This is a genomic window from Streptomyces sp. NPDC004732 (assembly GCF_040609235.1).
Classification (GTDB): Bacteria; Actinomycetota; Actinomycetes; order Streptomycetales; family Streptomycetaceae; genus Streptomyces.
In genome coordinates, this window is sequence record NZ_JBEXJR010000003.1 from 208,217 (window position 1) to 221,977 (window position 13,761).

Consider the following 13,761-nt stretch of genomic DNA (forward strand, 5'->3'; position numbering starts at 1 on the left):
CAACCGTGTACGTGCCTACGCCTGAACCGTGAGGGACTGCCGTGTCACCGGTGCCAGCGGAGGCAGCCCCGCGGCGTAGCGCTCGAGTTCGGTCAGTGCGGCGTCGGCCATCGTGCGGGTCTCCGAGCCGAGGGATCCGGCGATGTGCGGGGTGAGTACGACGTTGGGCAGGTCGTAGAGGGGACTGGACGACGGGAGCGGTTCCGGGTCGGTCACGTCGAGGACGGCGTGCAGGCCCGCGCGGCAGGCGTTCTCCAGGGCCACGGTGTCGACCAGGGCGCCCCGCGCGGTGTTGACCAGGACGGCGCCGGGCGGCAGCGCGGCCAGTTGCGCGGCGCCGATCATCCGGTGGGTCTCGGGCAGGGCCGGTGCATGCAGGCTGAGTACGTCGGCCTGCGGCAGCGCCTCCGCCAGTTCCGCGGGGTGTGCGCCCGCCGCGACGATGTCGGCCCGCTCGGCCACGGGGTCGACGACGAGGACGCGGGCCAGGTCCAGGCGGTGCAGCAGCCGGGCGACGCGTCGGCCGATGCGGGAGAACCCGACCAGGACGACCGTGCGGTCGCGGCCGCTCAACTCACCGTGATTCTCCCGGTAGCTCCAGTCCTCGCGGAAGCGGCGCGCGTCCGCGGCGAGGAAGGGCACCTTCTTGAACGCCCACAGGATCGCGCCCAGGGTGAAATGGGCGACGGGCTCGGCGTTGGCGTCGGCCGCCGTGGTGACGAGCAGGCCACGGTCGAACGCAGCGTGCGGCACGTGGTGGCGTACCGACCCGGCGGCGTGCAGGACGGCTCGCAACCGGGGCGCGGCGGCCAGTACGTCCTCGTCGAGAACCGGGCAGCCCCACGACGTGACAAGCACCTCCACTTCGGCGAGCCGGGCCCGGACGGCCTCGGTGTCCAGGCGTGCGGCGGCGAGTGGCTGTCCGAGGGCCGCGATGGCGTGCAGCCGCTCCCTTTCCCGTGGGCCGAACTGGGTCTGCTGGGACTGCTCGTTCATCAGCAGGAGGGTTTCGGGCCTGCGCACGGCACCCGGCCCTCGGACGGTGGAGGTCACTTCACGCTCCCGGCGGACAGGCCGCTGCGCCACTGGCGCTGGAGCACCACGAAGGCGGTGATCAGCGGTACGACGGCGAGCAGGGATCCGGTGATGACGAGGGGGTTGTAGTCGGGGAACTGCGGGGCGCGGGTGCTCCATTGGTAGATCCCGAGGGTCATGGGGAAGAGCTCGGGGTCGGTGAGCATCACCAGCGGCAGGAAGAAGTTGTTCCAGATGGCGACGAACTGGAACAGCAGGATGGTGACGAAGCCGGGCATCATCATCGGCAGCACGATGGTCAGGAAGATCCGCAGCTCACCGGCTCCGTCGAGGCGAGCCGCCTCCAGGACCTCGTCGGGCACGGACGCGTCGGCGAACGTCCGGGCGAGGTAGACGCCGAACGGGTTGGTCAGCAGCGGCAGGAACACGGCCCAGAACGTGTTCACGAGGTGCAGGTGCGAGGCGAGCAGGTACAGCGGCAGGGCGAGTGCGGTGGGCGGCACGAGGACGCCGGTCAGGGTCACCGCGAACAGGGCACGCCGTCCGGGGAAGTCCAGTTTGGCGACGGCGTAGCCGCAGGCGGTGCAGATCAGGGCGCCGAGTACGGCGCCGAGGCCCGCGTAGAGGAGGGAGTTGCCGATCCAGTGCCAGAAGACGCCGTTCTCCCGGGCGAACAGGTCCCGCAGGTTGTGCCACAGGTTGAAGTCGGCGAACTCGAAGGCGCTGGTGGCGGAGAAGTCGCCGACGGACTTGGTGGCCGACGTCAGCAGCCACACCAGGGGCAACAGGCTGTAGAGGGCCACGAGGAGGAGTACGCCGTGAACGGCGCCGCGGGTGGTCCAGCGGGATGCGCGCGAGCGGGCCGCCGAACGGTGCGGCGCGGGGGTGCGCGGGGGACGCCGGGGTGTGTCCGCGGACTGTCGCGTGGTGGTGGGCGCGCTCATCGTGACCTCCGGGCGGACAGGCGCATGACCAGCGCCGAGAGCAGGGCCGAGGCGGCGGCGAGCAGGATCGAAGCGGCCGCGGCGCGCCCGTAGTCGTTGCTGATGAAGGCCGCTTCGTAGATGTAGAGGCTCGGCGTCCAGGTGCTGGTGACCGTGCCGGTGAAGGTGCGCAGCACCATCGGTTCGGTGAACAGCTGCAGAGAGCCGATGGTGGTGAAGACGAGCGCGACGAAGACCGTCGGCCGGATCATGGGGAGCTTGATGGACAGCGCGGTGCGGATGGGTCCCGCGCCGTCGGCGCGTGCGGCTTCGAGGACGTCGCGCGGCACCGTCTGGAGCGCGGTGTAGAAGATGATCGTGTTGTAGCCCATCCACTGCCAGGTGGCCATGTTGACGATGGAGGGCAGGACTCCGGTGTCGCTGAGCGGGTCGAACGGCAGGGCGTCGTTGAGCGGGCCGATGCCGGGGCTGTAGAGGTAGCCCCAGATGAGGCCCGCGATCACACCGGGGACGGCGTAGGGCAGGAAGGCCGCGAGTGACCAGAGCTGGCGCAGCCGCACGGTGGCGGAGTTGAGCAGCAGGGCGATGAGGAGGGCCCCGGCGAACATCACCGGGATGTGGATCAGGGCGTAGCCGGCGACGTTGGCCACGCCGTCGCGGGCCGCGGGGTCGCCGAGGACGTCGGCGTAGTTGCCGAGGCCGGTGAAGACCTGGCGGTACCCCTCGAAGCCGAGTCCGGCGAGGCGGTCGTCGAACAGGCTGAGGTAGCAGGCGTATCCGATCGGCACGAGCACGGTGCAGAGCAGCAGTACGGCGAACGGGGCGGCCAGTGCGGCGCCGGTGAGGCGGTGACGCCTTGTCGGTTTCGTCGGCCCTGTCGGCCGGGTGGACGGCACGTCGGTCATGTCCGGCTCCCGCTGGTCACGGCGAGGCCGCGCTCGCGCATTCCGTCGACGGCCGAGGCCTGGAGCTTGCGCACCGCCCCCGGGATCGTGATGCCTCCGGTGGGCACGGGGGCGAGCGCGTCGGCGGCCGTCGAGAACACGCTCAGCGAGGTGGGTCCCCACGTCCACTCGGGGACGCGGGTCGCGGCCTCGTCCAGTACGTCGAAGACGGGGTCGCCGACGAAGTAGTCGTCGTCGTACGCCTTGCGGGCCACCTGTCGGCCCGGGAGGTGGGCGGGCGAGGGGAAGGTGACCTTCGCGCCGATCCGCGGCACTGCGGGGTCGGTGCTCAGCCAGCGCAGGAACGTCAGTGCCGCTTCGGGGACCTCGCTCTCCGCGGAGACCCCGAACGCGGAGCCTCCCCATACGCCGGTGGCCGAGGTGTCGCCCCAGGTGGGCATGGGGGCGATGGCCCAGCGTCCCTTGTCCGCGGGCAGGGACTTCTTCACCATCCCCACGCCCCAGGTGGCGCCGAGCATCCCCCAGAGCCTGCCGTGGTGCATCGCGGAGATCCAGCTCTGCGTGCCGGTGGCGGTGTGGGCGACCCGGCCGGAGGAGATCATGTCCTGCCAGTAGTCGGCCATCCGCAAGGTCCCCGCGCCGTCGATGCCGACCCGCCAGGCGTCGGACGAGATCCGCCACCACGGGCTCCCCGCCTGCCAGGCCATCCCGGCGAAGAACGCGCCGTCGTTCAGCGGGAAGGTGGCGATCCGTGCGCCCGCGTCGGCCCGGCGCACGGCCGTGGCGGCCCGCCCGAACTCCGCCCAGGTACGCGGTACTTGAATGCCCGCGCCGTCGAACAAGTCCTTGCGGTAGAAGAACGCCATCGGGCAGAAGTCCATCGGCAGCGCCCAGGTCCGGCCGTCGGGGCGGACGCTGCGCCAGGCGGCGGGCAGGAATCCGTCGGCGAGGTCGGCCACGTCGTCGGTCAGCTCGCGCAGGCCTCCGGTGGTCACGATCTGCGGCAGCGCCTGGTACTCCACGTGCAGGATGTCGGGGGCATTGTGCGCGCGGATCGCGTTGGTCTGCTGGGCGTAACCGCCGGACGTACCGGCGGCGATGACGCTGAGCTCGACGTGGATGTCGCGCTGTGCCGCGTTGAACGCGGCGACGTACTGGTCCATGCCGGTCAGCCAGGACCAGAGCCGTACGCGGGTGGCGCCGGAGGCACGCCGGGAGCAGCCGGTGAGCGCGCCGCCCACGAGGGCCGCGGCGCCGAGTCCGGTCGAGGCCCGCAGCAGCGACCTCCTCGACCGGAGTGTCCGAGATCTGCCGCCGCCGGCGTCGGATGGGGTACCGAGCACCATGAGTTTCCTTTCACGCAGCGAGGTGTTCGCACACTTCAGCCGCCTGCGCGGCGCCCGGTCAACGACAACAAAACAAAGCGATCAGAATCGATAGAGAAGGAAAGCTCGGCTTGGCCGGAACCCGCCGGGCGTCGCGGGCAGCCAGCTGCCGAGTGCGCGCACTCCACCGGCAGGCGCTGGCATGAGACCCGCTGCGGGCCTTTCCCTCGCGTCTTCCCATGCGATAGAACTGGCCAGCGCACAGAGCAGCTGAACGAACTGAACCGATCAAACGGCCGTCGGAGGAGCACCGGGTGGCACTCGCCTCGGAGCGACAGGAGCTCATCCTCGCCGCCGTACGGAAGCAGGGCACCGTCCGTCTCGCCGACCTCGTCGAGCGGCTGGGCGTGACGGCGGTGACCGTACGGCGGGACGTCACCCTGCTCGCCGACCGCGGCCTGGTGCACCGGGTGCACGGTGGCGTCACACTCCCCTACCGCGGCCCGCAGCCCGATCACCGGGCCGCCCCGTTCGGCCGCCCGCAGGGGCAGGCCCTGGTCGGCATGGTCGTGCCCACCGTCGAGTTCTACTGGCCCGCCGTCATCCAGGGCGCCCAGTCCGCCGTGGCCGCCGCCGACGGCAGGCTGGCGTTGCGCGCGTCCGCGTACGACCCGCAGGAGGACCGGCGCCAAGTGGCCGCCCTCCTCGACCGCGGCGTACGCACGCTGCTCGTCGCCCCCACCACCACCTCGGACGCGGGCCTCGACCTGCTGCGCTGGCTCGGCTCACTGACCGTCCCCGTCGTCCTCGTCGAGCGGCTGCCCCCGCCCGCGCTGCCCACCCTGGCACTCGACGCGGTCACCACCGCCCACAGCCTGGGCGCGGGACTGGCGATCCGCCACCTGGTCACGCTCGGGCACCGCCGCATCGCGTTCGTCACCGCGCGCTTCAGCCCGACCACGCAGGCGCTGCGCGAAGGGTGGCAGGAGACGAGCGCCTCCCTGTCCCTCACCGCCTGTGACAGCCTCCGGTTCGAGGTCCCTCCGTATGGCTCCGCGGGCTGGGCCGACGCCTACGACACCGTGCTGCGACGCTGCCAGGAGGCGGGTGCGACGGCCCTGTTCGTCCACTCCGACAGCGAGGCCATCGGTCTGGTGGAGCGGGCACGGGACCTCGGACTCACCGTTCCCGGGGACCTAGCCGTCGTGTCGTACGACGACGAAGTCGCCGCGGCGTCCGACCCGCCCCTGACCGCGGTGCGCCCGCAGAAGCGCCGACTCGGCGCGCTGGCTGCCGAAATGGCCTTGGCCCGCATGGCCGATCCGACCGAACGCCCCATCCACCGACTGCAGTTGTGGCCCACCCTCGTGGTCCGCGCGTCCTGCGGCGGCGAGGACCGTGCGGCGCACTCAACCGACGCGTGACGGCCGCTCGCCGCTCCCCGTGCTCGGCTCCGGCTGATCCTGCGGGTCCGACGGATGGGATTCCGCTCGCATCCCCATCACCACCACCGTGATCACACAGAACGCGACCACCGTCTCCGCCCAGAGAAACGCGACGTAGTCGAGGAGGGAGCCGATGGGCGGGGCGCCGGGAGCCGTGTTGCGGAAGGCCGCAAGGGCGAAGAGGGTTGCGGCCATCCAGCCGAGGGCGGGCCAGGTCAGCCCCTTGCGGCGGCTGAGCAGAAACCACGCGCCGATCAGGACCGCGATGGCCAGCGCCCACATCGCGGCCATCATGAACACCACGAAGATCAGGACGCTGGTGGAGCGCGCGATGCCGACGTCGAACACCGCGGCGCCGCCCGCCTCGGACGCGTCCACGTCCGCCGCGAACAGCGCGTCGTTGTTGGTGAGCGTCATCCGGACGGGCACCGCCTCGTCGTCCCGCACCGCGGCGCCGAACTCCAGCGTCGTCTCGTACGCGTCGAACGGGTAGTCCGTGATCGAGCCCGCCGACAGCGTGACCGGCACGTCCACGGTCGAGATCCTGCGGTGCGCGGGGAAGGTCAGGTCTCCCCGTACGGAGGCGGACGTCTGGAGCGTCAGGCACTCCGCGGGAGAGACGCCACCCGGCTCGGCGAGGCTGCCGCGCGGGGTGACGAGGATACGGAGCACCAGTTCGCGGCCCGCCGCGTCGACCCGTTGGACCGATGCCGTGATGTCGACCCGGTCGGGGGCCGAACCACCCGCCCGGTACCGGGTGTCCAGCGCCTGGCGTTCGCCGAACTGGAGCCAGACACCGACGGCGGCGGCCGCGGCCACGGCGCAGAGCACCAGGCCCGCGGCGAGCAGTCGGCCGCGGGACCGGGAGAAGCGTCGCATCGTGACCACAGCGGCTCCGGGGTTCGTCAGTCGACCGGCTTGCCGGGCTCGTCGTGCGTGGAGCAGTGGATGCCGCCGCCACCGGAGGCGATGGTGTCGATCTCCACCTGGACGATGTCCCGCTTGGGGAAGTGCTCCTGGAGGATGCTCTTGGCCCGCTTGTCGGCCTTCCGGTCGCCGAAGCGGGGCATGAAGACGGAGTCGTTGGCCACGTAGAAGTTCGCGTACGTCGACACGAAGTCGTCGCCCTCGCCCGTGATCTCGTACAGGTCCGGCTGCGGCAGGTCCACGATCTCGAAGGACCGGCCCTTCGCGTCGGTGGCCTTGCTGAGCACCGCCTTGGCCTGGTCCGCCGCACGCGACCACGAGTCCGCCGGGGTGTCGGGGTGCGCCCTGTCCAGGAGCACCACGCCCGGCTCGGTGAAGCGCACCAGGCTGTCCACGTGCGCGTCGGTGATGTCCTTGCCGCGCACCCCGGCCAGCCAGATCACCTTCTTGATGCCCAGGGTCTGCTTGAGCTCGGCCTCGATCTGGTCCCGGCTCTTGCCGCGGTTGCGGTTGTCGTTGACGATCGAGCTCTCGGTGATCAGGAGCGTCCCCTCGCCGTCGGTCTCGAACGAGCCGCCCTCGGCGACCAGCGGAGCCTTCTTGCGGGGGATGTCGTATTTGGCGAGCAGGGTCTGGCCCACCCGGCCGTCGTTGGTGTGCTCCTGCTTGTTGCCCCACCCGTTGAAGTTGAAGTCGATGCCGGTGACCTTGCCGTCGTCCTCCACGAACACGGGCACGGTGTCGCGGGCCCACAGGTCGTCGACGGGCAGCGGAATGACCTCGACGTCGCGCCCGCACGCCTTCTGCGCCGCCTTCACCTGGTCCGGCCTCGCCATCATCACGACGTACTCGTACTCCGCGATGGCGCGGGCGACGCGGGCGATGTCCTCGCGGACGTAGCGCAGGTCTTCCGCCCACACCGACTCCAGGGCGGGCCACGACATGAAGGTGCGCGCGTGGCTCTCCCACTCGGCGCCCATGCGGCGGCCCTCCGTGTCCTGGTCGGCGGCGGCGCTCGCGACATCGGTGTCGCCGGGGCCGCAGGCCGACGCGCCGAGCACGACGGCGCCGATTCCGGCGATCGCACGCAGAGCCGAGCGGCGGGAGGGGAGGAATGCGGACACGGTGAACTCCGATCATCGTGATGGGGACAAGCTAGCCGCCGGTGCGGCGGGCCGCGCGCCGAGCGGGGCGCGGGCGGTGGGGCAGCGGGGGCAGCCGGGTGGGGATGGGGGTGGTCGTGCCGTCACGCTGTTCCTTCACTGTCGCACGGACTGAAAATTCAGTCAAAGACAGTGACAGCGATGACGGCAGTGGCGGCGGAGGCGGGAACAGCGGTGACGGTGGCGGCGGCGTGCCTCGCCAGGTGGGAGAGCTCCACGGCTATCGATTCCCGCATCAGGTCGCGCGCGTGCCCCAGCGGGAGGAGTTCGCTGAGCCAGCGCGTGCTGAGGCCTTCGAGCGTGGCGGTCAGCCGCTCGGCCGCCACGGTGCGGGCGGGCGCGGGCACGGTCGGGTGGATGCGGCCGAGCGCGTCGGTTAGCTCGTCGATCCAGATCAGGCGCGCCCCGGCGAGCGCCTCCCTCAGCTCGGGGTCGAAGACCGCGGTGGCCTGCAGCTCGCCCCAGGCCGTGCTGTTCTCGCGCACCTCGGGCCGGTCCTGGAATTCGAGGAGAAGGGACCGTTCCAGCGCCCGGCGGGGATCGAGGCCGTCGGCGTGGCGCTCGCCGGGCGGGCGTCCGACGGTGTAGCGCTCCGCGCGGTCGCTGATGAACTCCAGGGTGCGGTGCAGGATGCCTGCGCGGTCCTTGAAGTGGTAGTAGACGAGCGCTGTGGAGATGCCCGCCTCCGCGGCGACCTCCGCTACGCGAAGGCCCCGCACGCCGCGCCGGGCGATGACTCTGGCCGCCGCCCTCAGGATGTCCGTCCTGCGGTCCGCCTTCACGTCGTGCCCCTCCTCGTACGCCGACCGCCCGGTCACCTCCGACGGGCCACGGTCCGCGCAATCAGCAGGTGATCACGCGGACCGTATCGTCTCACATTGACTGAAACTTTAGTTAGCGGCACGATCGTCCCCCGTGGCGGTCCGCGGCCGTCACGCCACCGGGCACCGGTCCCCTCCCGACCCGCGCCCCGGCCCCGCCCTCTCGCCGAAAGAGCCACCCCATGTCCCTTCAGCCTCCCGGCGTGCCGTTCGCCCACGCTCCCCTGTCGGCCGACGACCCCCGCGAGATCGGCGGCTACCGTCTCCACGCCAGGCTCGGCGCCGGTGGCATGGGGGTCGTCTACCTCGCCCACACGCCGGGCGGGCGGCCCATCGCCCTCAAGGCGGTGCGGGACGAGTTCGCCGCGGACCCCGAGTTCCGCAGCCGCTTCGCCCATGAAGTGGCCAGCGCCCGGAGCATCCACGGCCTGTTCACGGCGCAGGTGGTCGACTCGGGCGTGGACGCCCCCACGCCCTGGCTCGCCACCGCGTACGTACCCGGGCTCTCCCTCCAGGAGGTCGTCGTGCGGCACGGACCGCTGCCCGTCCGCACGGTGCTGCTGCTCGTGGCGGGCATCGCGGAGGCGCTCCAGGCGATCCACCGGGCGGGGGTCGTCCACCGCGACCTCAAGCCCGCCAACGTGCTGATCGCCGGGGACGGCCCCCGCGTCATCGACTTCGGCATCGCCCGCGCCGCCGACGCCACGGGCCTGACCGGCACCGGGCTGCGGATCGGCACCGCCGCGTACATGGCACCCGAGCAGGCGCAGGGCCTCCCGGTGACCCCGGCGACCGACGTCTTCGCCCTCGGCACGGTCGCCGCGTACGTGGCCGCGGGAGTGCTGCCCTTCGGGGGCGGGCCCGAATCCGCGGCGCTGTACCGGGTGGTCCACGAGGCGCCCGACCTGTCCGGCGTCCCCCATGACCTGCACGAACTGATCAGCCGCTGCCTGGCCAAGCAGCCCTGGGACCGGCCGGCCCCGGATGACCTCATCGCCGCCGCGCACGCCCACCCGGCCATGGGCGCGCACCCGGAGTTCGCCGAGGGGTGGCTGCCGCAAGGGGTCAGCAGCGAGATCGCCACGCGCGACACACCCCGTGCCCCGCACCCCGGTCCGGTCCACGGGGCCGGAGGCACCGAGCGGGTCCACGCCCAGCCCACCGTCTCGGCGGCCCCCGCCACGCGGCGGGCTCCCGGCAGCGACGGGCCGAGCGGCGCCGCGACGCACCGCGGCCCACGGACCGACCCCGCGCCCGTCCGCGGCCGCCGCCGCAGGACCGTGGTCGCCCTGGCGGTCGCACTCGCGGTCCTCGTGCCGCTCGGCGGCGCCGCGTACTACGTACTGGACCGCCGCCACGACGCGTCGCGGGCGCGGGACTCGTCCGACGCCTCCCGGCATCCCGCCACGCCGTCCGCCCGCCCCTCGCCGCAGCAGCCCTCGCCCTCGTCCTCTCCATCACCCTCGGCGGGGACCGCGTACGTCCCCGACTACGCGGACGCCGAACTCACCGCCCCCGACCCGGACTACGAGTTCGACCTCACCGCAGGGAAGGTCGAACCCGCCGAGACGGCCGAGTGGTACCTGGAGCGGACCGGCACCGAGTTCGTCCTGCCCGACGACAGCGACGCCTTCGTGGCCGCCGGGTACGTGCTCAGTCCCGCCGACTGCGTACGAGGCATCGAGACGGAACCGGTGACCGAGCTGCCGTTCGACGAGCTCGCCGACGAGCGCCCCTTCTGCGTCCGCAGCCCCGACGGCAAGAGCCTCGTCATCGCCCGCCTCGTGGCGGCCGTGCCCGACGAAGGGCCCGTCACGGTGGTCATGAGCCGCCACCTCAGAAGCGATTGAGGCTCCCCGCGGCGCACGGCCCGGCCCCGCGCGCCCGGCGGTCGGCCGAGATCACCGGGCCCCTACCCGCCCGGTAGGGTTTGGATCCATGGCGCCTCGCACTACTCAGATCCTCGAAGCGGCCGCACGGCTGATCGCCCGACGCGGTGTCCGCGGCCTGCGCGTCGAAGAGCTCGCCGCCGAAGCGGGCGTATCGACCGGGCTGATCTACTACCACTTCAAGGATCGCACCGGGATCCTGCGCCACACCCTTGAGTTCATCAACGACCGCGCCGAGCGCTACACCACCGGCCGCGACCCCGACGCCGAGCCGCTCGCGCCCCGCGAGGAACTGGACGAGATCCTGCTGCTCGAACTGCAGGACACCCCGGAGGTCAGGGAGAACAGCTCCGCCTGGGGCGAGTTGCGGGCGAGCGCCGTCTTCGACGAGGTCCTGCGCGAGGACCTCGCCAGGGCGACCCTGGTCTGGGTGCAGGAGGTGGCGGCCCTGCTCGGCCAGGTGCGCCCGATGACCCCGGCCCCCGCGCTCGCGGCGGCCGGTGAGCGGCTCACCGCCCTCCTGGAGGGGCTCAGCATGCGCTGGCTCAGCGGCGGACTCCAGATCGATCACGCCCGTGACCTGATGCGCGGCGCCATCGACGCCGAGCTCGCGCTGCTGCGGGAGAAGTAGCCCCCTCTCGTCCCACGCCGACTCCACTCCAGTAGCGGCTCCTGCTACCGGTCCGGTGGATTTCGTCGCCTCCAAGCCATTGACTGAAAATTCAGTCAGTGCCACAGTGATGCCGCCGGCCCGCCACCGATAGTCCGTCGACGAGTGGCCGAGGCCCTGCCGAACTCTTCCCCGGAGCGAGTGATGCCCCCATGCCGCTGACCCCCACCGAACGTGACCGGCTCCTGCTGTTCACCGCCGCCGAGCTCGCGCGGTCCCGGCACGCCCGCGGCCTGCGGCTCAACGTCCCCGAGGCCACCGCCCTGATCGCCGACACCGTCTGCGAGGCCGCGCGCGACGGGCTCCGCCTTGCCGAGGCCGTCGAGCGCGGCCGTACCGTCCTCGGCCCCGGCGACGTCCTGCCGGGCGTCGTCGACGTGGTGACCGAGATACAGGTCGAGGCCGTCTTCGACGACGGCACGCGGCTTGCCGTGATCGCCGAGCCGTTCGGCACATGGACCCGGGACGACGCCGCCCCCGGTGCCGTGCTCCCGGCGACGGAGACCACCGCGCCCGAGCCGGTCGCGACGGTGGCCGTACGCAACACCGCGCCCGTGCCCGTCTCCGTGACCTCGCACTTCCACTTCTTCGAGGCCAACCCGCGGCTCGACTTCGACCGCGCCGCCGCCTACGGCATGCGCCTCGCCGCGCCCACCGGCTCGTCCACGCGGTTCGACGCGGGCGCGACCGTCGAGGTCGGGCTGCTGCCGATCGGCGGCGCCCGCATCGCGATCGGTTTCGCGGGACTGGTGGACGGGCCCCTCGACGCGCCGGGCGCGAAGCAGGCGGCCCTGCACAGGGCGGCGGCCTGCGGCTACCTGGGCGCGAGCGCGACCGACAGCCCGGACGGGGTGCGCGCATGAGCAGGCCCACCCGGCACAGCGACCACTGCGCGCCGGGCGCCCGGCACATCGATCCGCACGAGTACGCCACCGTGCACGGCCCGCGCGCGGGCGACCGGGTCCGCCTCGGCGACTCCGGACTGACGATCCGCGTCGAGTCGGACGCCCAGAAGTACGGCGACGAGTTCCTCGCCGGGTTCGGCAAGACGGCCCGCGACGGGCTGCATCTGAAGGCGGCCGCGGTCCGCGCCACCTGCGACGTCGTGATCAGCAACGTCGTCGTCATCGACGCCGTGCAGGGCATCCGCAAGGTGTCCATCGGGATCAGGGAAGGCCGTGTCCACGCCATCGGGCGGGCGGGCAATCCCGACACCCTCGACGGCGTCGATGTCGTCGTCGGCACCGGGACCACGATCATCTCCGGCGAAGGCCTGATCGCGACCGCGGGCGCCATCGACACGCATGTGCACCTGCTCTCGCCGCGCATCATGGAGGCATCCCTCGCGTCCGGCGTGACCACGATCATCGGCCAGGAGATAGGGCCGATGTGGGGAGTGGGCGTCAACTCGCCCTGGGCCCTTCGCCACGCGTTCAACTCCTTCGACGCCTGGCCGGTCAACATCGGCTTCCTGGCGCGGGGTTCGTCCTCCGACGCCGCGCCGCTCGTCGAGGCGCTCGCCGAGGGTGGCGCCTGCGGCTTCAAGGTGCACGAGGATCTCGGCGCGCACACCCGGGCGTTGGACACCGCACTGCGGGTCGCCGAGGAGCACGACGTCCAAGTCGCCCTGCACAGCGACGGGTTGAACGAGTGCCTGTCCGTCGAGGACACCCTGAGCGTGCTCGAAGGACGCACCATCCACGCCTTCCACATCGAGGGGTGCGGGGGCGGTCACGTACCGAACGTCCTGAAGATGGCGGGCGTCCCGAACGTCATCGGCTCCTCGACCAACCCGACACTGCCGTTCGGCCGGGACGCGGTCGCCGAGCACTACGGAATGATCGTCTCGGTCCACGACCTGAAGACCGACCTGCCGGGCGACGCGGCGATGGCCCGGGACCGGATCCGCGCCGGGACGATGGGCGCGGAGGACGTGCTGCACGACCTGGGCGCCATCGGGATCACCTCATCGGACGCGCAGGGCATGGGACGAGCGGGCGAGACCGTGCGTCGTACGTTCGCGATGGCCGGAAAGATGAAGGCCGAGCTCGGCCCGATGGAGGGCGACGGCGAGCACGACGACAACGCGCGCGTGCTGCGCTACATCGCCAAGCTGACCATCAACCCCGCCCTCGCCCACGGCCTCGCCCATGAGGTCGGGTCCATCGAGGTCGGCAAGATGGCGGACATCGTGCTCTGGCGGCCGCCGTTCTTCGGGGCGAAGCCCCAGATGGTCCTCAAGGCCGGTTTCCCCGCCTACGGCGTGACCGGGGATCCCAACGCCGCCACCGACCACTGCGAACCCCTCGTCCTCGGGCCGCTGTTCGGCGCGCACGGAGCCGTGCCCGCCGATCTCTCCGTGGCGTTCGTCAGCCGGGCCGCCGCCGAGTCGGGCTCCTTCGGCAGACCGCACGACGCGATGGCCACGCGGCGGCGCCGCGTCGCCGTGCGCGGGACCCGGGGGATCGGGCCCGCGGACATGGTCGGCAACAACCGGCTCGGACGGGTCGACGTCGACGCGCGCACGGGGCTGGTCACGCTCGACGACGCGCCCCTGCGTTCCGCGCCCGCGCAGGAGGTCTCGCTGAGCCGTCTCTACTTCCTGTGACACACGTGGCGCACCCCTGGTTCTCCCCG

At 72.1% G+C, this 13,761-nt stretch carries 12 protein-coding genes; 5 read left to right on the forward strand and 7 right to left on the reverse strand.

Translation table 11 applies throughout. The annotated features are described in order from the left end of the window. Positions 1-15: 15 nt before the first annotated feature. The 4 genes from ABZV77_RS10080 to ABZV77_RS10095 are packed head-to-tail and all read right to left on the reverse strand — an operon-like array spanning position 16 to position 4,230. Positions 16-1,053 carry a hydroxyacid dehydrogenase gene (locus ABZV77_RS10080; protein ID WP_356252976.1) on the reverse strand — a complete coding sequence of 346 codons (1,038 nt, stop codon included), beginning with the start codon at positions 1,051-1,053 and terminating at the stop codon, positions 16-18. Next, positions 1,050-1,979 carry a carbohydrate ABC transporter permease gene (locus ABZV77_RS10085; RefSeq protein WP_356252979.1) on the reverse strand — a complete coding sequence of 310 codons (930 nt, stop codon included), beginning with the start codon at positions 1,977-1,979 and terminating at the stop codon, positions 1,050-1,052. The genes ABZV77_RS10080 and ABZV77_RS10085 overlap by 4 nt, the downstream gene beginning before the upstream one ends. Beyond that, positions 1,976-2,884 carry a sugar ABC transporter permease gene (locus ABZV77_RS10090; RefSeq protein WP_356252982.1) on the reverse strand — a complete coding sequence of 303 codons (909 nt, stop codon included), beginning with the start codon at positions 2,882-2,884 and terminating at the stop codon, positions 1,976-1,978. Before ABZV77_RS10090 ends, ABZV77_RS10085 begins: the two co-directional genes overlap by 4 nt. Continuing rightward, entirely contained in the window at positions 2,881-4,230 is a 1,350-nt protein-coding gene (locus ABZV77_RS10095; RefSeq protein WP_356252985.1) for an extracellular solute-binding protein, read from the reverse strand. Before ABZV77_RS10095 ends, ABZV77_RS10090 begins: the two co-directional genes overlap by 4 nt. A 293-nt stretch (positions 4,231-4,523) precedes the next feature. Here ABZV77_RS10095 and ABZV77_RS10100 point away from each other — a divergent pair, with 293 nt between their 5' ends. Beyond that, on the forward strand, positions 4,524-5,633 hold the full coding sequence (locus tag ABZV77_RS10100; protein WP_356252988.1) for a substrate-binding domain-containing protein: 1,110 nt from the start codon (positions 4,524-4,526) through the stop codon (positions 5,631-5,633). Here ABZV77_RS10100 and ABZV77_RS10105 read toward each other — a convergent pair. The 3 genes from ABZV77_RS10105 to ABZV77_RS10115 all read right to left on the reverse strand — a co-directional run bounded on the left by ABZV77_RS10105 (position 5,619) and on the right by ABZV77_RS10115 (position 8,562). Next, positions 5,619-6,533, reverse strand: a complete 915-nt coding sequence (locus ABZV77_RS10105) for a DUF4436 family protein (RefSeq protein WP_356254255.1) — start codon at positions 6,531-6,533, stop codon at positions 5,619-5,621. The two genes, ABZV77_RS10100 and ABZV77_RS10105, sit on opposite strands and share 15 nt — an antisense overlap. Positions 6,534-6,559: 26 nt before the next feature. Beyond that, positions 6,560-7,705, reverse strand: coding sequence for an agmatine deiminase family protein (locus ABZV77_RS10110; protein WP_356252991.1), 1,146 nt, complete (start codon positions 7,703-7,705; stop codon positions 6,560-6,562). A 158-nt stretch (positions 7,706-7,863) separates the two neighbouring features. Continuing rightward, the gene (locus ABZV77_RS10115) at positions 7,864-8,562 is read right to left on the reverse strand and encodes a TetR/AcrR family transcriptional regulator (protein WP_356252994.1); all 699 of its coding nucleotides are present in this window, start codon (positions 8,560-8,562) and stop codon (positions 7,864-7,866) included. A gap of 185 nt (positions 8,563-8,747) precedes the next feature. On the opposite strand from ABZV77_RS10115, the gene ABZV77_RS10120 reads away from it, so the two are divergent. The 4 genes from ABZV77_RS10120 (at position 8,748) to ABZV77_RS10135 (ending at position 13,732) form a co-directional block, all read left to right on the forward strand. Then, the gene (locus ABZV77_RS10120; RefSeq protein WP_356252997.1) at positions 8,748-10,415 is read left to right on the forward strand and encodes a serine/threonine-protein kinase; all 1,668 of its coding nucleotides are present in this window, start codon (positions 8,748-8,750) and stop codon (positions 10,413-10,415) included. Between the two features lie 88 nt (positions 10,416-10,503). Next, entirely contained in the window at positions 10,504-11,085 is a 582-nt protein-coding gene (locus ABZV77_RS10125) for a TetR/AcrR family transcriptional regulator (RefSeq protein ID WP_306336745.1), read from the forward strand. A 191-nt stretch (positions 11,086-11,276) separates the two neighbouring features. After that, complete coding sequence (ureA, locus tag ABZV77_RS10130) at positions 11,277-11,987, forward strand: urease subunit gamma (protein WP_356253000.1); 711 nt, start codon at positions 11,277-11,279, stop codon at positions 11,985-11,987. Beyond that, positions 11,984-13,732: an urease subunit alpha gene (locus tag ABZV77_RS10135; RefSeq protein ID WP_356253003.1), complete on the forward strand. Its 1,749-nt coding sequence runs from the start codon at positions 11,984-11,986 to the stop codon at positions 13,730-13,732. Before ureA ends, ABZV77_RS10135 begins: the two co-directional genes overlap by 4 nt. The last annotated feature ends 29 nt before the right edge of the window (positions 13,733-13,761 follow it).